20 protein-coding genes are annotated in these 20994 nt (G+C 29.5%); 4 read left to right on the top strand and 16 right to left on the bottom strand.

What is annotated here, in order from left to right; all coding sequences use genetic code 11:
* Positions 1-194: 194 nt before the first annotated feature.
* Complete coding sequence (cls, locus tag ACI48Q_RS13170) at positions 195-1649, top strand: cardiolipin synthase (protein ID WP_474919577.1); 1455 nt, start codon at positions 195-197, stop codon at positions 1647-1649.
* 257 nt (positions 1650-1906) lie between these two features.
* Here cls and ACI48Q_RS13165 read toward each other — a convergent pair whose 3' ends face one another.
* Positions 1907-3469, bottom strand: a complete 1563-nt coding sequence (locus ACI48Q_RS13165) for a hypothetical protein (protein WP_474919576.1) — start codon at positions 3467-3469, stop codon at positions 1907-1909.
* 323 nt (positions 3470-3792) lie between these two features.
* On the opposite strand from ACI48Q_RS13165, the gene ACI48Q_RS13160 reads away from it, so the two are divergent.
* The gene (locus tag ACI48Q_RS13160) at positions 3793-4365 is read left to right on the top strand and encodes a hypothetical protein (RefSeq protein ID WP_474919575.1); all 573 of its coding nucleotides are present in this window, start codon (positions 3793-3795) and stop codon (positions 4363-4365) included.
* A gap of 26 nt (positions 4366-4391) precedes the next feature.
* Here ACI48Q_RS13160 and ACI48Q_RS13155 read toward each other — a convergent pair whose 3' ends face one another.
* The gene (locus ACI48Q_RS13155) at positions 4392-5573 is read right to left on the bottom strand and encodes an N-acetylglucosaminidase (RefSeq protein ID WP_474919574.1); all 1182 of its coding nucleotides are present in this window, start codon (positions 5571-5573) and stop codon (positions 4392-4394) included.
* Positions 5574-5803: 230 nt separating this feature from the next.
* Complete coding sequence (locus ACI48Q_RS13150) at positions 5804-6970, bottom strand: N-acetylglucosaminidase (protein WP_474919573.1); 1167 nt, start codon at positions 6968-6970, stop codon at positions 5804-5806.
* A gap of 236 nt (positions 6971-7206) precedes the next feature.
* On the opposite strand from ACI48Q_RS13150, the gene rluF reads away from it, so the two are divergent.
* Together rluF and ispF are read left to right on the top strand one after the other, a co-directional pair.
* A complete protein-coding gene (gene rluF, locus ACI48Q_RS13145; RefSeq protein ID WP_474919572.1) occupies positions 7207-7956 on the top strand; it encodes a 23S rRNA pseudouridine(2604) synthase RluF in 750 nt (249 codons plus the stop codon).
* A 681-nt stretch (positions 7957-8637) separates the two neighbouring features.
* Positions 8638-9105, top strand: coding sequence for a 2-C-methyl-D-erythritol 2,4-cyclodiphosphate synthase (gene ispF, locus ACI48Q_RS13140; RefSeq protein ID WP_474919571.1), 468 nt, complete (start codon positions 8638-8640; stop codon positions 9103-9105).
* Positions 9106-9132: 27 nt separating this feature from the next.
* Here the strand turns inward: ispF and ACI48Q_RS13135 are convergent, their stop codons facing one another.
* The 13 genes from ACI48Q_RS13135 to pyrB all read right to left on the bottom strand — a co-directional run bounded on the left by ACI48Q_RS13135 (position 9133) and on the right by pyrB (position 20597).
* The gene (locus ACI48Q_RS13135) at positions 9133-9606 is read right to left on the bottom strand and encodes a YhcN/YlaJ family sporulation lipoprotein (protein ID WP_474919570.1); all 474 of its coding nucleotides are present in this window, start codon (positions 9604-9606) and stop codon (positions 9133-9135) included.
* A 145-nt stretch (positions 9607-9751) separates the two neighbouring features.
* Positions 9752-10447: a hypothetical protein gene (locus ACI48Q_RS13130; RefSeq protein WP_474919569.1), complete on the bottom strand. Its 696-nt coding sequence runs from the start codon at positions 10445-10447 to the stop codon at positions 9752-9754.
* Between the two features lie 264 nt (positions 10448-10711).
* Positions 10712-10930, bottom strand: a complete 219-nt coding sequence (locus tag ACI48Q_RS13125; protein WP_474919568.1) for a hypothetical protein — start codon at positions 10928-10930, stop codon at positions 10712-10714.
* Between the two features lie 344 nt (positions 10931-11274).
* Positions 11275-12273 (bottom strand): ornithine carbamoyltransferase, encoded by a 999-nt coding sequence (gene argF, locus ACI48Q_RS13120; protein WP_474919567.1) that lies wholly within the window; start codon positions 12271-12273, stop codon positions 11275-11277.
* Between the two features lie 45 nt (positions 12274-12318).
* Positions 12319-13521 (bottom strand): arginine deiminase, encoded by a 1203-nt coding sequence (gene arcA / locus ACI48Q_RS13115; protein WP_474919566.1) that lies wholly within the window; start codon positions 13519-13521, stop codon positions 12319-12321.
* Between the two features lie 50 nt (positions 13522-13571).
* The gene (gene arcC / locus ACI48Q_RS13110; RefSeq protein WP_474919565.1) at positions 13572-14516 is read right to left on the bottom strand and encodes a carbamate kinase; all 945 of its coding nucleotides are present in this window, start codon (positions 14514-14516) and stop codon (positions 13572-13574) included.
* A 315-nt stretch (positions 14517-14831) separates the two neighbouring features.
* A complete protein-coding gene (pyrE, locus tag ACI48Q_RS13105; protein ID WP_474919595.1) occupies positions 14832-15407 on the bottom strand; it encodes an orotate phosphoribosyltransferase in 576 nt (191 codons plus the stop codon).
* Positions 15408-15420: 13 nt separating this feature from the next.
* A complete protein-coding gene (locus ACI48Q_RS13100; RefSeq protein ID WP_474919564.1) occupies positions 15421-16317 on the bottom strand; it encodes a dihydroorotate dehydrogenase in 897 nt (298 codons plus the stop codon).
* Positions 16311-17069 (bottom strand): dihydroorotate dehydrogenase electron transfer subunit, encoded by a 759-nt coding sequence (locus ACI48Q_RS13095; RefSeq protein WP_474919563.1) that lies wholly within the window; start codon positions 17067-17069, stop codon positions 16311-16313. Before ACI48Q_RS13095 ends, ACI48Q_RS13100 begins: the two co-directional genes overlap by 7 nt.
* A gap of 41 nt (positions 17070-17110) precedes the next feature.
* Positions 17111-17992: an orotidine-5'-phosphate decarboxylase gene (gene pyrF, locus ACI48Q_RS13090; RefSeq protein ID WP_474919562.1), complete on the bottom strand. Its 882-nt coding sequence runs from the start codon at positions 17990-17992 to the stop codon at positions 17111-17113.
* A 16-nt stretch (positions 17993-18008) separates the two neighbouring features.
* Entirely contained in the window at positions 18009-19199 is a 1191-nt protein-coding gene (locus tag ACI48Q_RS13085) for a dihydroorotase (RefSeq protein ID WP_474919561.1), read from the bottom strand.
* Between the two features lie 17 nt (positions 19200-19216).
* Positions 19217-19651, bottom strand: coding sequence for an aspartate carbamoyltransferase regulatory subunit (locus tag ACI48Q_RS13080; RefSeq protein ID WP_474919560.1), 435 nt, complete (start codon positions 19649-19651; stop codon positions 19217-19219).
* Positions 19652-19673: 22 nt separating this feature from the next.
* On the bottom strand, positions 19674-20597 hold the full coding sequence (gene pyrB / locus ACI48Q_RS13075) for an aspartate carbamoyltransferase (RefSeq protein ID WP_474919559.1): 924 nt from the start codon (positions 20595-20597) through the stop codon (positions 19674-19676).
* Positions 20598-20994 lie beyond the last annotated feature (397 nt).

The following is a 20994-nucleotide window of genomic DNA, read 5'->3' as shown; positions in this document are numbered from 1 at the left end:
CGCCACAGAATCGTACTAATCACTTGGTTTATATCATAATTTGTTGCTTTTTGCAAACACTATTGATAAATTATTAAATCTTCATTGAAATTTATAAATTTAAAACTTAAACTATAGATATATGTTAGAATATAATTTCTACTATATTAAAATATCCTTATTTTAATATAAATATTTATCATTGAGAGGTTTTTATGGATAGTTATACTATTTTTATCAATATTATTAGTTTTATTTTTATGATTAATATTGCCTTTGCCATAATACTGATTATCTTCGAACGTAGAAATCCACAGAGTACCTGGATGTGGCTTATGGTAATGCTATTTATTCCTATATTAGGATTTATACTTTATTTATTCTTTGGTCAAAATATGCGACGCAAAAAATTTTTTTACCTAAAGAAAGAAGAAGAAAGCTCTATATTAAATGTAGTAAATGAGCAAAAACGCCTTATTAATAAGGAAAACATTATAAATCAGTATGATCTTATCCAACAATATCACGATGTAATTAATTTAAACCTAAGTAGTGATAATTTTATCTTTACATCAAATAATAAGGTTGAAGTTCTAAACAATGGTGATGAAAAATTTCCAAAACTAATAGAGTGCATTAAAAATGCAAAGAAATTTATACATATACAATACTATATATTTCAAAATGATGATCTAGGAAATAAAATTTTGAATCTATTAGTGGAAAAAGCTAAAGAAGGTATAGAGATAAAACTTCTATATGATGGCATGGGTTGCTTAAGAGTAAATAAAAAATTTTTTGATACTTTAAAAAAAGCTGGTGGTCAAGTATATTGTTTCTTTCCTCCTTTTGTTCCTTATATAAATGTGAGAATAAATTATAGAAATCATAGAAAAATATGTGTTATTGATGGTGAACACGGCTTTATCGGTGGATTAAATATTGGCGATGAATATTTAGGTCTCTCTAAAAAATTTGGATTTTGGCGTGATATTCACTTATATATTCAAGGTGATGCTATAGATTCTCTAGAAATAAGGTTTTTATTAGATTTTAGATTTGCTAGTAAGCAGGACTTTTTTATGGAGGACCGTTACTTCCCGACAAGAGATATTGTAGATATAACTGGTGTTCAAATAATTTCTAGTGGCCCTGATTCTCAATGGTGTTCCATAAGAAACACCTATTTAAAACTTATTAATAAAGCTCAGAATAATATATATATAGAAACGCCTTATTTTATTCCTGACGAAAGTATTTTAACTGCTTTAAAAATAGCAGCTCTATCTGGAGTTGATGTTAAAATTATAATTCCTTGTAAGCCAGACCATCCTTTTGTGTACTGGGCATCCAGATCTTACATTTGGGAATTGATAGACTCGGGAATCAAATGCTATACCTACAATAATGGATTCATTCATAGCAAAATGGTATCCGTTGACGGTAAAATATGCTCTGTAGGTACTGCTAATCTAGATATTAGAAGTTTTAGTTTGAATTTTGAAGTTAATGCAGTAATTTATGATGAAAATACTACTAAAACTATTGATACTGCTTTTGAGGAAGATCTAACTAAATGTACACTTCTTAATAAAGAAGTGTATAACAGCAGAACTGTTCTAGTTAAAATTAAAGAGGCTGTTTCTAGATTATTGTCACCAATTTTATAGAATAAATTTTACTAATAATCTTTTTTCAATTCATCTGTCCTATGGTCTTAAAATACCTAAAGCTAGATAAACATGAAGAACTAACGAAGTTAATTTTCGTTAGTTCTTTTTTGTTAGTTAAATATACTCTCATATTGAAACTCAATGATAAGCGTATATTATATGGATTGTAATAATAATACTTTATATTAGCTCACTACTGTACAAGTAGGCTTTGTTTTGGTAAAGTTTTAAAATTAGACTTCATATTATTACTATTATACTATATATGGCACATACACCATTAACGTCAATATTGCATCTAATATTATAGCTATAGAAAAGCTTATTATCATTACATTCTCTAACTCTCTTTTGTAGATAATATATCCCAATCCAAAAGTTAAGATTGATATAGCTATACAAATTATTATTCCTACTCCTACAGTTGCAATAGCACTTGGTAATAGATATGCTTTACTTCCATAGCACATATTTATAATTTGATAGGTTTTATATATACCAGTTATAACTGCTAATGATAAAAATGCTATCTTCTTCTTCTTCTCTGATAAAGAATAATCAAAAAAGCTTATTCCCCCTGCTATTACTAATGGAAACATAATCCACTGAAGTCCCATTATAAATAAATATGCCAAACTACTTGCAAGTCCCTGAAACATATATATTAAGGAAATCTTCTTTTCACTACTTCTAAGGGTATTGTTTACTAACTTAAAATCCTCATTAGTGGATTGGATATTGATATTATATTTATTAGCATCAACAAAACGAATATAAGTTAAATAGTCTTCTTGCCCATAAGGGTACATACTTAATTCTCTTCCTCTTGTTACTATTTCTTTATTCTTAACTTCTCCATCTTTTATAATATAAGATATTATGTTGCTTTGCTCATATTTCTTTCCAAAGACAACACTAGTTGTGCAATAAAATTTAGCTCCCTCTTCAGAGTAAGCCCCTACATTTTTCACTAGATATTTTTCTCCCTCAACATATAATGGCTTTATATCATGTGATGACCCATCTAATTTAAATTGTAACATTCTTGCTCCAGTGAATTCAGTTCCAACTGATTCCTCTAATACTATATATCCATATTTTCCATCACTAGAGCAGGATATTCCACTATAGTGAACCTTATCAGACTGCTTAATATTAACTATTAATTGAGGTGTAGAGCTTACGCCATTTTTTATGGTGAAAAATTTAAAGGCTTTATCACTATTTAGGTAACAAACTAGAATTCCTTCAGAAGTCTCGCTTACAACTAACTCCTTTATATTATTTTCTGGAATAGTTATTCTATTATTTTCTTTGGTTTCTATATATTCTATGGTATCATTTACTTTCCTTACTAAGGATGAGCTATTGGCTTGAGCCATCAAGCTTACTCCTTTAATTATTTTTTTATCTACTATATTTAAAGCCTTATCTAAATATATTTCTTCCGCATACTCTTCCTGTGATTTAGTTGAGTTATAGGCTAAGATATATCCATTCTCAGTCTCTAAAAATACCATTTTTTTTATCAATTCTTCATCCACATCATAATCTTTTGTTTTTATAACCTTACCCATTAAATCAGTTTCTGTAATATGTAGTTTTTTTTCGCCATCATAGGCTACTAACAATCTGTCCTTTTCTTTAATCAATACTGGATTATTTATTGATTCTGATTGCCCAATAGTAACTTCTTTACTCCATTTTTCTGATGGAGGTTGTGAAAATAAATTCTCATTATATTTATAATTGAAAAATAAAATTCCAAAAAACACAATAACCATGGCAGAATATAGTGCATATCTTAATTTTTTCATATATCTATCCCCTTTATATTTAGCAATTTATTCAAATTTATATTAATTATACTATCAAATATTAAAATATTCAATTTATTGATTTTATTCCCAAGCCTTAGGGTTCTGCTTAAATTTAGGCTTTGTTTTAAATGGTTGTTGATTTTAGAAAATTTTTCAATTTTTATATTGATTATATGCTTATTTATTAAAATATTCAATTTATTCTGTTATTTTCTTTGTAGTTGTTTATATTTTGTTGATTCATTGTTGAAATGTATAAATTTTTCTTTTAATATTAACTTATAAGATATAATAAATTTATTAGAGTTGGGAAGGTTTATATGGATAAAAGTGGAAGAGTACTGAATTTTGATGATGAAAAAGTTTATATTGTCACTACTGATAAGGAATTTGCAACTGTTACTAGAAATTCTACTATGCCAGTTAAGGGTAAGCTTTACACTGGGAAAACCTTTATTGATTATTCAAAGCCTATAAAATTATTATCTATAATTATTTCAATTTGTATAACTGCCTTAATAATAATAAATGTAGTATTTTTTACTTCCAGAGCATCTATTGTTATAGAGTTAAATACTAATATAAAAATAGATATGAATAGAAATAAAATAGTTAAAGTAGATGGTATAGGTATAAATTCCATAGATATAGTTCAATCAACCCCTATTAAAGGTACAAACCTTAATGATGGTCTTATTGTTCTGTTTGACAACGCTCTAAAACAAAAGCTTATACCTACCCTTAGCGCATATGATAGAGGAACTATTTACATTTATGTTACTAAAGGAAAAAAGAAGGAACCTCTTAATTTTACAAAATTTACACAGTATGCAGATGAACACAACTATGATGTAATTGTAAATCGAAATGATAATAAAATTTCATCAGAATAAATAAAGGTTGTCCATTTGGACAACCTTTATTTATATCTAGGTATTTCAAATTCTAGTTGTGCATTAGGGCATGCATCTAATATACTTTTCAAATTTTTTATTTGTTTATATGCCCAAGCTATGTCTGTAGCATACTGATGCCATGGATCAGTATAATTATGAATATTCCACTTCATTTCATACAACGTATCTTGGTCAGCTATACTAGAATTTGTGCTGTGTATATAGCCTTCTGCTATCCACTTAGCCCCTCCAATTATTGCATCTGTTGGAGTGAACCAGCCCTCATCATAAGCTCGCTTCGCCCCTAAGTTTATTGGATCATTATCATGTGCGCCTATTCCAAAAAAGTTATAAACCTTAACTATAGTTCCATCCGGTGTAGTATAATCTACTCCTTTTGCCAGCTGTGAATTTCCATTGCTAGTTTCTAATATAGCATGCGATACTAGATATGCTGGATTAACATCATGTAATTTACTAGCAGCTAAAAAGTCTTGTCCTTTTCCAGCTAATATTCCTTTAGAATCAAATAGAGAGTTCAGATTTTCTGCAGTTATTCCCTCTATATAGGTAAGCTTCATAAATTGATATATAGCATAATCATCCACCATAAGTCTTTCTGTATCCATATACATCTTTATATCATTTTTTTCAGCTTGTCCAGTATATCCAAAAGAACGATATATTGGAGGCTTCTTTGCATATTGCTTATCTACAAATGCATCTAGTGTATAATTTAAATCATTATAAGTTATCTCTCCTAATGATTCATTTACACTACTTCCTGGCTTAATTGGTGTTGAGAATTCTTTTATTGCCGCCTGTTCTACAAGCTTTCCTTCACTATTTGCAAGAGAATGCTTTACTGTTATAGTATAGGTTTTATTATACGCATATCCATCTTTTGGTGGATTAATTACAACTGTATTATTAGGCTTATCATAACTAATAGATACTCCATTAACAGCAACACCATTACCATCTGTAACCACCACATATTCCCATATTTTATTAGCCATTTTACTATCAACTGCTTGATTTAGCTTTACTCTCCAAATCTTATTTACATCTGTATTGATATTATGCTCTAAATCTAAAAAACTAGCAGATGCTTGTACACTTTTTTCACTGAATGGAGTTACTATCCCAAATAAACCTATTACTAATACTGATGCTAATACTATTTTTGTTATTATTTTTTTCATATGTCCCCCTAAAATATAATTAGAATATTTTCTTGTTCTTTTGCATAAATTTTTCTCGTTTTTCTTAATTATACAAAAATTCATCCTAAAATGACATATGAAAACTAAAATTAAAATTAAATAATAGTTTATATATATGTTGTAATAATATATAGTTCTAAAATCAACAATCATTTAAAACAAAGCCTAAATATAAAATTAGATTAATTAGAACTTCATAAAATAAAAGCCTATTTGTATAATGGTATTTCAAACTCCAATTGTGCATTAGGACATCCAGCTAATATATTCTTTATATATTCCACCTGTTTATATGACCATGCTATATCTGTAGCATATTGATGCGATGGATTATTAAAGTTGTGAACATTCCATTTCATTTCATAAAGAGTATTTTGTTGCAAACTGTTATTTATATATGAATTTCCTATAAATTTAGCTCCTCCCATAATTGCATCCTTAGGAGTAAACCATCCTTCTTCATATGCCCTTTTAGCTCCTAAGTTTATAGGATCTACATCATGAGCACCTATGCCGAAGAAATTGTAAACTTTAACTAAAGTACCATCAGGAGCTTTAAAATCTACTCCTTTTGCAAGTTCTGATGTTCCATTTCCTGTTTCATGTATGGCATGTGCAACTAAATATGCCGGATTTATATTGTAAACTTTAGCAGCTTCCATAAAATTTTCTCCTGTATGTGCTAAAATTCCATTTGTTGAAAATGCATTATTTAAGTTCTCTGCAGTTATCCCTTCAATGTAATTAAGTTTTAAAAATTGATATATGCTATAATCACTAACTTTAATTCTATCTGGATCCATATATACTTTTATATCATTCTTTTCTGCATATCCTCCATAATATGGCCTTACTATATAAGAATTTATATTCATTTGCTTGTCTATAAAATCATCTAAGGTATAATCTAGATTATAATACGTGATTTTACCTAATGTTGTATTAACCTCACTGCCAGGCTTAACAGGTGTAGAGAATTCCTTTACTACTGGTTGCTCTATAGCTTTTCCATCTTTATTAGTTAATGTATCCTTTACTGTTATAGTAAATGTAGACCCGTATCTATATCCCTCCTTAGGTGGATTGATAATAATACTTTTACTTGCTTTATCATAGCTAATACTTACATCTGAAACAGCTACTCCACTATAAGTGTATGCAACTACCACATGCTTCTGTATTTCACTTGCTGTTTTTTCATCTAATTCACTACTTAACTTTATTTTCCATACCTTATTAATATCTGCCTCTAGCTCATGGTTCAAATCTAACACTTTTGTTACAGCTTGTACATTTAAATCGCCAATTGGAGTTATTAATGTGAAAACCATAAATACCAACAATAAGCTTATAATTCGCTTTCTTTTTTTAAACATTCTTATCCTAATCCCCTTCCCTTAAATATTAAATTGAATTGTATTTGTTTATACTATATATTAATATATAGCAATGCTACTAACAGCAGTAACATTTTTCAAATAAATTTACATGCTTCTAATCTGTATAATCTTTATTGCCTATGTAGGTGTTTATCTTATTATACAGTATTATTTTAACATTTGTACATATATGTAAGTAATTCAATTTTTGAAACTATAATGGAGATGATGTTTTGGATAATAACAATAATGATAAAAATTTAGTAAGACTAAATAAGTATATTAGTGAAAGTGGTTTATGTTCTAGAAGAGAGGCTGATAAATTTATAGAAAATGGCTTAGTAAAAATAAATAATGAAAAGGCTCTTATTGGAAGTAAAGTTTCTTCTACTGACGTTGTATGGGTCAATGGTACAGTAATTAAACCCAAAAGCAATAAAATATATATAGCACTTAATAAACCTGTTGGAATTACTTGCACAACTGAATTAAAAGTTAAAGGAAATATTGTTGATTTTGTTGGTCATTCTGAAAGGTTATTTCCTATTGGAAGACTTGATAAACCATCTGAAGGACTTATTTTTTTAACTAATGATGGAGATATAGTTAATAAGGTGTTAAGAGCTGGTAATAATCATGAAAAGGAATATATAGTATCAGTTGATAAGCCTATAACAAGAGAGTTTATTCAATCAATGAGTAATGGTGTTCCTGTTTTAGGCACTATTACTAAGAAATGTACAGTAAATAAAATAGGTAGATGTACATTTAATATTCTTCTTACTCAAGGTCTAAATAGACAGATAAGAAGAATGTGTGAATATCTAGGTTACTCTGTAACTAGCTTAAGGCGAATTCGTATTATGAACGTATCCTTAGGAAATCTTCCCATTGGAAAATGGAGATATCTTACACAAAAAGAATTAGATGAATTAAATACATTAATTTCATATTCTATTGGAACTGAAGATGCATCTATATAGTTCATCTATAAGTTATCAACATTATCCACAATCCTAATGTTGATAACTTGTTAGTTAGTAATAATTATTTATGAGTTGCACCTATTTACAAATATTTTGCCTTACATACCTTGAATTGTTTATTAAAGTTTAATATAACTCAAGTTTTATTTTAATAATAGATTACTTATTCTCCATGACAGTTGTAAATTTTACAAATTTATATAATACTCACACTCTATGTGAATAAGTCATGAATAAAATTATGTTACTCTATTTTTATTACATTAAATGGATTAAAAACTATTATTTATCAACATTGTCCACAATTTGCTTGTTGATAACTTGTTAAATCTTATGTTGATATATATTTTTTAGGTATTTTGTTAGTTTCAGATATAAAACAGCACTAAAAATATCCAAATTATTGAAAATTATTTTTTACTTTTTCACATTATCCACAATTTTGTGGATAAATTGTTGAAAACTCTAAAATAGTAACATGAATGTGTTGTATTAATTAGCGCATTCATTTATATTTTATTTATACCCATTGTCTTATATTGTAAATATTTTGTTTTAAGTCGTATAATTATATTTATCTAAGACTTAATATAGCCTACTATCCACAGATTATGGGTATTATTTAAACTAAAAAATCTACTATAATATTTTACTTAATAATAAGAAAGGATGATTTATATGAGAATAGGTATGGGATATGACGTTCATAGACTTGTTGAAAATAGAGATTTAATTATTGGTGGTATAAAAATCCCTCATAAAAAGGGACTTTTAGGACATTCTGATGCTGATGTACTAACTCATGCTATAATGGATAGTTTATTAGGGGCAGCTGCTCTTGGGGATATAGGAAAACATTTTCCTGATACTGATGGTAACTATCAAGGTATTTCTAGTATTTTATTACTTAAGCATGTTGGAGAATTATTAAAAGAAAATAATTATGTAATAGAAAATATCGATGCAACGATAATTGCCCAAAAACCAAAGATGGCCCCACATATCTATCTTATGAGAGAAAACATAAGTAGTGCTCTTAATATAGATATATCTCAAATCAATATTAAGGCTACCACTGAGGAAGGCCTTGGCTTTACTGGTAACGAAGAAGGTATTTCATCTCAGAGTATATGTCTTCTTAAATAAAAGACGCTATAGCGTCTTTTATTTAATCTAAATTCCAATAATCTCCCTTAAATCTTTTTTTAACTCTTCAAATTTTTTTACATCAATAAAATTATCTAGGAGGTCCTCTATAATTTCGTAGGATTCTTTTTTACTAGTTATAGCTATATCTATGACTTCTGGATATATTACCTTCACTTTTTCCTCTATCTGCTTATATAAATTTGGACTTATTTCTTTTGATTCTTCCATCAATCTTACTCCAATAAGAACTGATCTTTCATTTATAAATGCAGAGCTCTCCTTTACTTCACTTAATTGTTTTACTTCACTTATTATTTTGTTACTTAACTCTATAGTTCTTGCTCTTTCTTCTTTTGTCGGTTCATTACCTTCTTGTATTCCGGATAAAGAAAAACCCAAATCTTTATTGCTATTGCCCTTACTACATCCTGTTAAACCTATTGCCACAATAATAATTAAAATTATTACACTTAATAATGAATTATATCTCCTCTTCATAACATTAAGTCACCTCCTAATCTTTAGTTATTTATTCTCTCATCCCATTAAACATATTTTCCCCAAGGCTCACTAAAATAACCTCTTTAAATTTATATAAATAAAAAGCTGTTTCTTTTTATAAAGAATCAGCTTTTTATAAAAATTATTTTCTATAATTTATTTTACCTAAGTCAGGTACATGTTCAAAATCCTTTATAGCCTCATTGTTATATAGAAATTGAACACCATCTATCCACTTTCCGCCATATTCCTTCTGAAGAAGAGTCTCTATTAATGATATTGAAGTAATATTTCCTCCTGCAGAACCTTGAAATTGATTATTTACCCATGTATGACCCTTTAATTTGCTTCTATTGGTAATTCCCTCATTCTCTTTAGATTCCTTTAAGTTAATCACCGCAACACTCTTTCCATCTATATTTTTAACCTCTAAAACCTCTATGGGAAGACCTTGAAAACAGGATTTAGATAACTCTTTTGCTATAGCATTAAGTTTTTCTTTTAATTCTAAATCATTTTGAATATATACATCTGAAGCTATTTTTTTACTATAATCATCTATATCAGCAGTGTATATATTGAATGTAGTATCGCTAGTTTTATTTTTATCTACTACACTACCACTTTTCTCTTCAGCAGTTTTTAGCTTTTCATTAAGTGCTTGAGTTTGTACTGTTAATTCATTAACTTGTTTCTCTAATTGCGCCTTTTGTTCATTAACTAGTCTTACTTCTTCATTCAATCTAGCATTCTCTTCATTTAATTTATTTGAACATCCAGTAAAAAAAGAAACAATAATCAAACTGCTCAAAATTAATCCAATAGTTCTTTTATTCATTTTTAATCCTCCTTTAAATAAATTACGAAGTAATTTATTTAGTGAATTGCACTTAATGTGCAGAGAAGTGTTCACTTTGTTCACAGATAGGTTTTGCTTAGGCAAAATCTTTCTTTCTGACGAAGTCAACCCTCTGCGCTAAAGACGCAATTCACTGGCGAAGCCAATTCACTATACCCGTGGCATGCTTCTCTGCGACCATAGATCGCAATTCACTAAATAAAATGCTTTACATTTTATTTATATTGTACCATTTTTATATACTTATTCAACACAGTCTTTAAATACATCTCTTTTGATATAGTACTTTCCTTCCTTATTCTCTAAATCAAATTCCGTTATGGTAGTTACTCTTTCGGCTTTTTCAATATGGAATATATATCCATAAACTTGTCTTTTCCTAAAGTAAATTTTTGATGTTTTAACTACTCTCACTTTAAGTCCATCTTTATCATAAATAAAAACTGGCATATCCTTAATCATATAAACTCTCCTCACACTTGATGTAATTGATACTATATAATATTAAACTATGTTGATATTTATGATAGAATTTTCATACTGTACACAAGCTTTTAAACTTAGAATAAATTTAATAAAAAAACTAATTAATTTTAATAGGATATTAAAACTAATTAGTTTTTATAATTGGCTTTGTTTTAAATGGTTTGTGAGTAATAATATGTGATCCATTATCAACACTATATTAAAACAAAGCCTCATACTTATATTCGTTTATAGATATCTGTTAACTTTCCTTGTAATCTAGTCAGTTTCCAATACTCTAAGAACATATCTCCTATAGCCTTTTAATAGACGCCTATGCCTTAGTTACCTAATGTAGCTACCATTACAGCTTTAATTGTATGCATTCTATTCTCAGCCTCATCAAATACTATTGAAGCTTCACTCTCAAATACATCATCAGTTACTTCCATTCCATTTAGTCCATATTTCTCAAATATGTCTTTACCTACTTTAGTTTTAACATCATGGAATGCAGGTAAACAATGCATAAATTTAGTATTTTTATTTCCTGTTAATGACATCATTTCACTATTAACTTGATATGGTCTTAAAAGTTCAATTCTTTCTGCCCAAACTTCGTCTGGTTCGCCCATAGATACCCATACATCTGTATAGATTACATCAGCGTCTTTAACACCTTCTGCCACATTATCACTTAACATGATTTTTGCACCTGTTTCTTTAGCTATAGCTTCACATTTAGCTACAAGTTCTGCTTCTGGGAATAAGCTTTTCGGAGAAACTATTCTAAAGTCCATACCCATTTTAGCTGCTCCTATCATTAGAGCATTAGCCATGTTATTTCTACCGTCTCCAGCATATACAAAAACTATTTGATTTAATGGTTTTGAGAAATGCTCTTTTATTGTTAAGAAATCTGCTAAAATTTGAGTTGGATGATCTTCTGTTGTTAATCCATTCCAAACTGGAACTCCAGAATATCTAGCAAGTTCTTCCACAACCTCTTGTCCGTAACCTCTATATTCTATTCCATCATACATTCTTCCTAAAACTCTAGCTGTATCTGCTATTGATTCTTTTTTACCCATCTGGCTTCCTGTTGGTCCAAGATATGTAACATGAGCACCTTGGTCATGTGCTGCAACCTCAAATGCACATCTTGTTCTAGTAGAATCTTTTTCAAATATTAATGCTATATTTTTTCCTACTAATTTTTGTTGTTCTGTCCCAGTATATTTAGCTTTTTTTAAATCTTGAGAAAGCTCTAAGAAATAATTTATTTCTTTTGGTGAAAAATCCATTAATGTTAAAAAATGTCTGTTTCTTAAATTAAACATGAAATTACCCCCCTGATTTATTGTAAATTAAATTTTTATAGTAAGTTATAAATCTTCTCTAACAAATGGCATTGACATACATCTTGGACCTCCACGGCCTCTTGAAAGTTCACTTGAAGGCATTTGAAGCACATCTATATTATTTTTATCTAACAATTCATTTGTTACATAGTTTCTTTCATAAGTTATAACTTTACCTGGAGATATAGCTAATGTATTAGAGCCGTCATTCCACTGCTCTCTTCCTGAAATTATCCTATCTCCACCACCACATCTTATTAAAGAAATATCTTTATTTAGGTGCATGGATAATATTTTCTCTAAGGTACCCTCTTCTTCCTTAGCTACTATTTCTCCACTTTCCCCACGGCTTAAAGCTATAACTTTTAAAGTAGCTTCTATGGCTGGATGTATGGTAAATTTATCATAATCTATCATGGTAAATACTGTGTCTAAATGCATAAATGCTCTGATTTTTGGTATATCAAAGATAAGTACTGTTTTAAAATTTTCATCCCTACTAAATATGTTTTTAGCAAGAGTAAACACTGATTCCTTATCCGTTCTTTCACTATAACCAACAGCAATAGTTTCCTTGGATAATATAAGCTCATCTCCACCCTCTATATTGGTACCAAGATCTCTGTCATACCATAGAGGTATATCTGAATTTTTATAATTAGGATGATATTTAAATATATATTTCCCAAAGATAGTTTCCCTTCTCCTAGTAGGTCTTTTCATTGAATTTAAAGAAATACCTTTGCCTATACATGCAAAAGGATCTCTTGTAAAATATAGATTAGGCATAGGATCTAATACAAATGGATAATCACTAACATTTTCCACCATACAGAGGTCTTTTTTTCTTACTCCTGCCATTATGGTATCTATCATTTCTTTATCAGGCTTAGTCAATAAGAAGTTTTTTGCCTCTTTTGCTATACTTGCTTCAGCGATTCCACTTTCTTTTATTACCTCATTTAAAAATAAATCCTTTACATTACTTTCTTTAATAGCTTCTGCAGCTAATTTTTCTAGATATAAGACCTCTACCCCTTCACCTCTAAGTAAGTTAGCAAACCCATCATGTTCCTCTCTTGCTACTTTAAGATATGGAATATCATCAAACAATAATCTATCCAAATATTCTGGAATAAGATTTTCTATTTCATGACCTGGTCTGTGTAGAAGTACAGTTTTTAACTTACCTATTTCAGAGTAAACATGTATCTTAGAATTATTCATAGTCCTACTCCTTTCTACTTTTTACTCTATCTAATATTTACTTAGTATTATTAATATATTATTTTAGTACCAGATAGTCCTTTAAGAGCTTCTTTCGATTTTGAAAGTGAAGCTATCATTGCCATCCTATCTTTATTGTGCATTACAAATTTTTTGCAAGCCTCAACTTTTGGTAACATGCTTCCTGGTGCGAATTGACCTTCTGCAATATATCTATCAATTTCTTCAAGATTAATTACATCTAAAGCCTTTTGATTTGGTTTATTAAAATTTACACAAACTCTATCTACAGCTGTTAAAATTAACAGGCAATCTGCATCAAGTATCTCAGCAAGTTTTTCTGCTGCAAAATCCTTATCTATCACTGCTGCAACGCCTTTTACATCTCCGTCTTCTCTTATAACTGGTATTCCGCCACCACCACAAGAGATTATTACATTTCCTAAATTAACCAGATCCTTTATTATATCTTTTTCTATTACATCTATTGGCTTAGGAGATGCTACTACTCTTCTATAGCCTCTTCCTGCATCTTCTTTCATTATATAGCCTTGTTCACTCTCTAATTTTTCTGCCATTTCTTTAGTATAGAAAGATCCAATTGGCTTAGTTGGATTTTGGAATCCACTATCCTCTTTATCTACTACCACTTGAGTAACTACAGTTGCAACTGGTTTGCTTATTCCTCTTTTGCTTAATTCAGTTGCTATAGCATTTTGAAGATGATACCCTATATACCCCTGTGAAAAAGATCCACATACATCAAATGGGAATAATACATTTGTTTCATTTTGTTTTATGGCATCTTCAACGGTAGCAACTATTTGTCCAACCTGTGGACCATTTCCATGAACTATGGAAACAGTATGCCCTTCCTCTATCAAATCAACAATTGATACTGCAGTTTCTTTACAAGTTTGTAATTGTGCCTCAGCTGTTTTATTTTTAGGATCAGCTTGTAATGCATTTCCACCTAACGCTAACACTATTCTCATAATTTTCAATTACACCCCTTTCACTTTTTGAATTGTTAATCCCTTTGTTTTCATAGTATATCTAGGGATAATTTATGTCAATATTTCGTATTTTCATCATATTCTGAATTTAATGCATAATAATTTACTATTTTAAGGATTATATGCCTAATTATTTCATACTTTCAGCTGTTCCCTTACATTTATTTGAATAAATATAAAGATAAACTGCATAAAAAATTTTTATGCAGTTTATACATAGTTTTATTAATAGTCCTATTAAGTGAAGTTTTGTAGTAAATTAATCTTTAATAGCTACTTGTACAACTTCTATAATTATTTTATATTTCTACTACCAGGCTTGATATAAGGTATATTCTCCTTACATAATGGACATTCTTCTTTATCAAAGCTCTCTATTTCTAATTTACATGCAGCATATACTGGTAAATCTAGTGCATAATTTTCTACTCTTCTATCAACTATACAGCAAACACCTAATATTTCTGCCCCTAATTCCTTCAACACCTTCACTACCTCTAATGTTGATTTGCCAGTAGTTATTACATCTTCTGTAATTAATATCCTCTGACCTGGTTTTACTTCAAATCCTCTGCTTAAAGTCATAACTCCATCTTTTCTTTCAGTGAATATTCCTGGTTTCCCGAGCTGCCTTGCTAACTCATAGGATACTATTACACCACCCATAGCTGGTCCTACTAATAAATCTATATTTAAATTCTTTATTTGTTCTGTGACTATGGATAGTACTTTTTCCGCTTCACTAGGATGTTGTAATAATTTTGCGCATTGACAATATCTATTGCTGTGTCTTCCAGATGATAATAGAAAATGTCCTTCCATTAATGCATCACATTGTTTTAGTATATCTATAACCTTAGTCTGATTTATCATATTTTTCCTCCTATATAATTCCTCTTATTTCATCTAAATTTTTAATTCCTTCATTTATCATAAACTTCTTAATTCCCTCTATTATATCCACAGCTGCTGTTGGATTCATAAAATTTGCTGTTCCAATCTGTACTGCTGCTGATCCTGCCATTATAAACTCTACAGCATCTTGCCAAGTTGTTATTCCTCCGAGTCCAATAACAGGCACTGTACTCTCTTTGCATACTTCATGAACCATTCTTAAAGCTATTGGCTTTATAGCAGGTCCTGAAAATCCAGCATATACATTGTCAAAAATTGCTTTTCTCTTTTTATAGTCTATGGCCATTCCCTTAAATGTATTAACCATTGATAGAGCATCTGCTCCTCCTTTTATACAACTTAAAGCCATGTCTACTATATTTTCTGCATTTGGTGATAGTTTAACTATTAAAGGCTTATTACAAGCAGTCTTTACTTCTCTCACAGCCTCATAAGCTATCTGCGATTTTATACCTAGTGCCATTCCTCCCTGTTTTACATTAGGACAGGATATATTAAGCTCAATTAAATCTATATCTTCATTATTTAATCTCTCTATTATTCTTATATATTCATCAATAGTAGCTCCACCTACATTAGCTATTATGTTAGTATTGAATTCTTTCATTTTAGGAAGTTCATTTTCTATGAAATTATCTACTCCTGGGTTCTGCAATCCTACACTATTAAGCATTCCCGCTGTGGTCTCAACCATTCTAACTCCATAATTCCCAGCTCTGCTATCCAATGTTAACCCTTTTGTACATATTCCTCCTAACTCTGATACATCATACAAGGCATTATATTCTTCTCCGAAACCAAAGGTCCCTGATGCTGTTATGATAGGATTTTTAAATTCTTTTCCACATATATTTATCTCTAACATATTAACTCCTTTAAATCGAAATCATCTCCACCAAATACTGGTCCATCTTTACAGGTTCTTTTATTTCCATGAATAGTTTTACATGTACAAACTAGACAAGCACCAATTCCACAGGCCATTTTCTTTTCTTCAGATATATATACCTTTACTCCTGCTTCCTTGCACATTTTTACTATCTTATACATCATTACCTCAGGACCGCAACAAAGTACCACATCATAGCTCTCAGGGCGTAATAAATCTATTATATAACCTTTGTATCCTTTACTTCCATCCTCTGTAGCAATACATATTTCCTGGGAATTTATCTCCAATTCATCTATGCCATAAACTTCATTTCTAAACCCTGAATATACATGAACTATTGAATCTTTCAATTCATCTGCTAAGTATTTCATGGGAGCAATCCCAATTCCTCCAGTGACTAAAGCAACTTTCTTACCACCTAATCCTTCTATATTAAAGCCATTTCCTAATGGTCCAATAAGTTTTAATTCATCTCCATTAGATAACTTACTTAAAAGCTCTGTTCCTTGACCAACTAGCTGGTATAAAAACTCTATGGAATCCTCTTTTATATTATGTATACTTATAGGTCTCCATAATATTGGTTCTTTATCCCAACTTCTAATCATATAAAACTGTCCTGGCTTTCCTTTAAAGCTACCTTTTATACTTAACTTAAAAATCCCTTTTGAAATCTCTATATTCTCTTCAACATTCGATATTATATATCTATAATTGTTATTCATAAATACTCCTTTTAAGCAAAATACATAATAGTATCTTTTAGTTAAATTTCTTTATTTAACCCTTTTATTGCATTTAATATTTCATTCTTCATTCTTATAGCTTCTTCTCTTGCATATTTTGCAAAATTTTTCTCACCATCTTCTTTACCTTTATATGCTAACATAATACCTCTTGAGGAGTTTACTACTCCACCATTTCCATCTTTTAAATAAAGTGCTACGTCCTCTGCTTTTCCTCCTTGTGCACCATAGCCAGGTATTAATAAGAATGTGGAATCTAATGCATTTCTGATTTGTATTCCTTCGTCTACATGTGTGCAACCTACAACTCCTCCTATTGAGCTATATCCACATTCTCCAATAAATTTCTTTCCAAGTTTATTTATTTTTTCTCCAACTATATTAAAAATTTTTTTATTAGCAGCGCTATCTATATATTGGATATCTTTACTTCCCATATTCGAAGTCCTTACTAATACAAATATACCCTTCTCTTTATCCTGTACATAAGGTAAATATGGTTCTATACTATCTAATCCCATATAAGGATTTAAAGTTACAAAGTCAACTTCGAACTCTCCACCAAAGTGAGCCTTGGCGTACATTTCTGCTGTTTTTGAAATATCTCCTCTTTTAATATCCCCTATGGATATTGCTCCTTTTTCTCTTATATATTGAACTGTTCTAGCATATGCCTTCATTCCTTCTATACCATAAGCTTCATAATAAGCTATCTGTGGCTTATAACATGCAACACAATCTAAAGTTGCATCTATTATTTCTTTATTAAAATTAAATATAGCTTCCTCTATATTATTAAACTTTTCAAAGAAAGTTTTAGGTATATATTCAATGTCTGTATCTAATCCTAAACATACATGCCCTTTTTCTTCTATAATTTTATATAATCTATCTATAATCATTTATTTATCTCCCAGCCTAATTATTTTCAAATACAACTTTTCCACCCTTTATTGTGGTTAATATTTTTCCAAATACCATCTCTCCATTGAATGGAGTATTTTTCCCTTTAGATATAAAATTATGAGAGTTTATTTCATATTCGCAATCTAAATCTATTATAACTAAATCCCCATCATATCCTATATCTATAGTACCTTTTTTTACCCCCAAAATATTACTTGGTCTTTTACTCATAATTTCACTTAATTTACATAAATCTATATGTCCTTCTTTTACAAGCTTTGTATAACATACAGAAAATGCCGTTTCTATTCCTGATATTCCTGGTGCTCCATTTTTCTTGTCCTCTTCACTATGTGGTGCATGGTCTGTAGCTATACTGTCAACAAATCCATCTTTAATAGCTTTAATTAAGTAATCTATATCTTCTTTTTCTCTTAAAGGTGGATTAACCCTATACTTTACATCATTAGTTAATGCTAAGTGATGAGGTGCTACTTCACAAGTAACTTTATTTCCTTTTTGTTTTGCTTTTATTATATATTCCATAGATTCTTTAGTGCTTACATGTGAAAAGTGCACTTTACATCCAGCATGTTGTGCTAAGGTGATATTTCTCCAGGTCATGGTGTTTTCTGACAATCTCATATCTATATTAGAAAGATTGTGATTTTCACAATGACACATAACTGTTATATCCTTTTCTTTTGCTTTACACATAGCATTTAACATTACATTACTATGCATAACATCTTTTCCATCTTCAGATATAACCTTTACTTTTCCTTTTTCTATGTTATCTAAATGAGTTAAATCATCCCCACTAAAGTTATTTGTTATGGAAATCACTTGATTAACCTCTACAAGTCCAACTTTTTTTGCCCTTTGCTCTACGTATTCAGCTATTTCCACTGTACTGCATACTGGATTGGTATTTGCCATAAGGTTTACCATAACATATCCACCTTTTACTGCTGCCTTAGATCCACTTTCTATATCTTCCTTATAAGTATGGCCTGGCTCTCTAAAGTGAACATGTAAGTCAATAAATCCAGGCATTATAATTTTTCCCTGAGCATCTATTACTTTACAATCTTTATCTAAATCGAGTCCCACTTCACTTATAATTCCATCTTTTATATAAATATCACCTAAAAAATTACCGCTCCAATCAACAATAGTACCATTCTTTATACAAACATCCATAATCTCACCTCTAGTTTCTAATATAGTGAACTTATCTTTTGTAAATCATCACAATAGTGGCATCTATACTCTCTTGTATTTTCATCCACTAAATAATGAATATGCTTAATATTAGGTTCTACTGATGTTACACATCTTGGATTTTTGCATTTAATTATATTAATAACCTTTTCTGGCAACTGTAACTTAATTTTTTCCTTTATAATCTCATCTTCTATTACATCTATAGTTATATTAGGGTCTATCAACCCTATTATTTGATAATCTATATCTATTACATTTTCTATTTTAATAATATCTTTTGTTCCAAGTTTTTCACTATGAGCATTCATAATAAGTGCCACTGAAAAATCAGCTTTATCTAAGTTTAAAAAGTTATATATCTTAATTCCTTCTCCTGCCTTTATGTGATCTATTACAACTCCGTTTTTTATACTATTTATAGTTAACATAACTTCTACCTCCATATACCTATTAGTAAATTCCTAAAAGTTTAAGTATTAATGCCATTCTTACATACATTCCATACTTAGCTTGTTTAAAATAAATTGCTCTACTATCATTATCTACTTCATAATCAATTTCATTTACCCTTGGTAATGGATGAAGAACTATCATATCCTTCTTAGCTAATTTCATTTTTAAATTATCTAATATATAGGTATCTTTAAGTTTTATATAATCTTCTTCATTAAAAAATCTTTCTCTTTGTACTCTTGTCATATATAGAATATCTATCTCTTCCATAGCTTCTTCCATAGTTCTTACCTGTTTAAATTCTATATTTTTCTTTTGCAATACTTCCTTTTTTATATACTCTGGGATTTCTAATTCTTGTGGAGATATTAATATGAATTTATTGTTATTATATCTTGATAAGGCTTTTATTAATGAGTGAACAGTCCTACCGAACTTTAAGTCACCACAGCACCCTATAGTTAAATTATCTAATCTTCCTTTAGTTTTTCTTATGGTCAATAAATCTGTTAATGTCTGAGTTGGGTGTTGATGACCACCATCTCCAGCATTTATTACAGGAATTTCACTATATTGAGCAGCTATTTGTGGTGCTCCTTCTTTTGGATGTCGCATAACAGCTATATCCGCATAGCATGCAACTGTTCTAATTGTATCTGCAATACTTTCCCCTTTTGCTGTTGAACTAGAATTTGGCTCTGAAAACCCTATTATTTGTCCTCCAAGTCTCAACATTGCAGCTTCAAAACTAAATCTTGTTCTTGTGCTTGGCTCATAAAAAAGTGTAGCCAATAGATTTCCATAGCATGCATGAGCAAAATTTTTCGGTTCTTCGACAATCTTATCTGCTAAATTAAATATTTCGTCTAACTCTTCTAATGTAAAATCCATAGGTTCTATTAAATTTCTTCCTTTTAACATTACAAACATCTCCTTTTTAACCTCTCTGGGATAATTTAAAGGTAACTAAATAAAAAACGCCTTCCATTTAAAGGAAGGCGTTGCATTCACAACTATTTGCTAATTTAGATAATATATAATAATTATATTTAATTATAAGCATAATATAATTATCTAACTTTCATCTTCCTTTAGTGATATCTCAGTATCACTTTTAAAAGGATATACTATTAAATTTTCATTGTTATAAGTTTACTCTCTTTTTTATTAGCTGTCAATATAAATTAAAATAATTTAATTATTTAAACCTGTTGAATTTGATTGAAAATAGCCGTAAAATATTAATAGGATTTATATCACTATTTCTATATATTTTAATATAATGATGTAATATAGTTATAAAAATTCTTATGTTTTA

The organism is Clostridium sp. LXY-7 (genome assembly GCF_056172015.1).
This window is presented reverse-complemented; position numbering and strand designations above follow the sequence as displayed.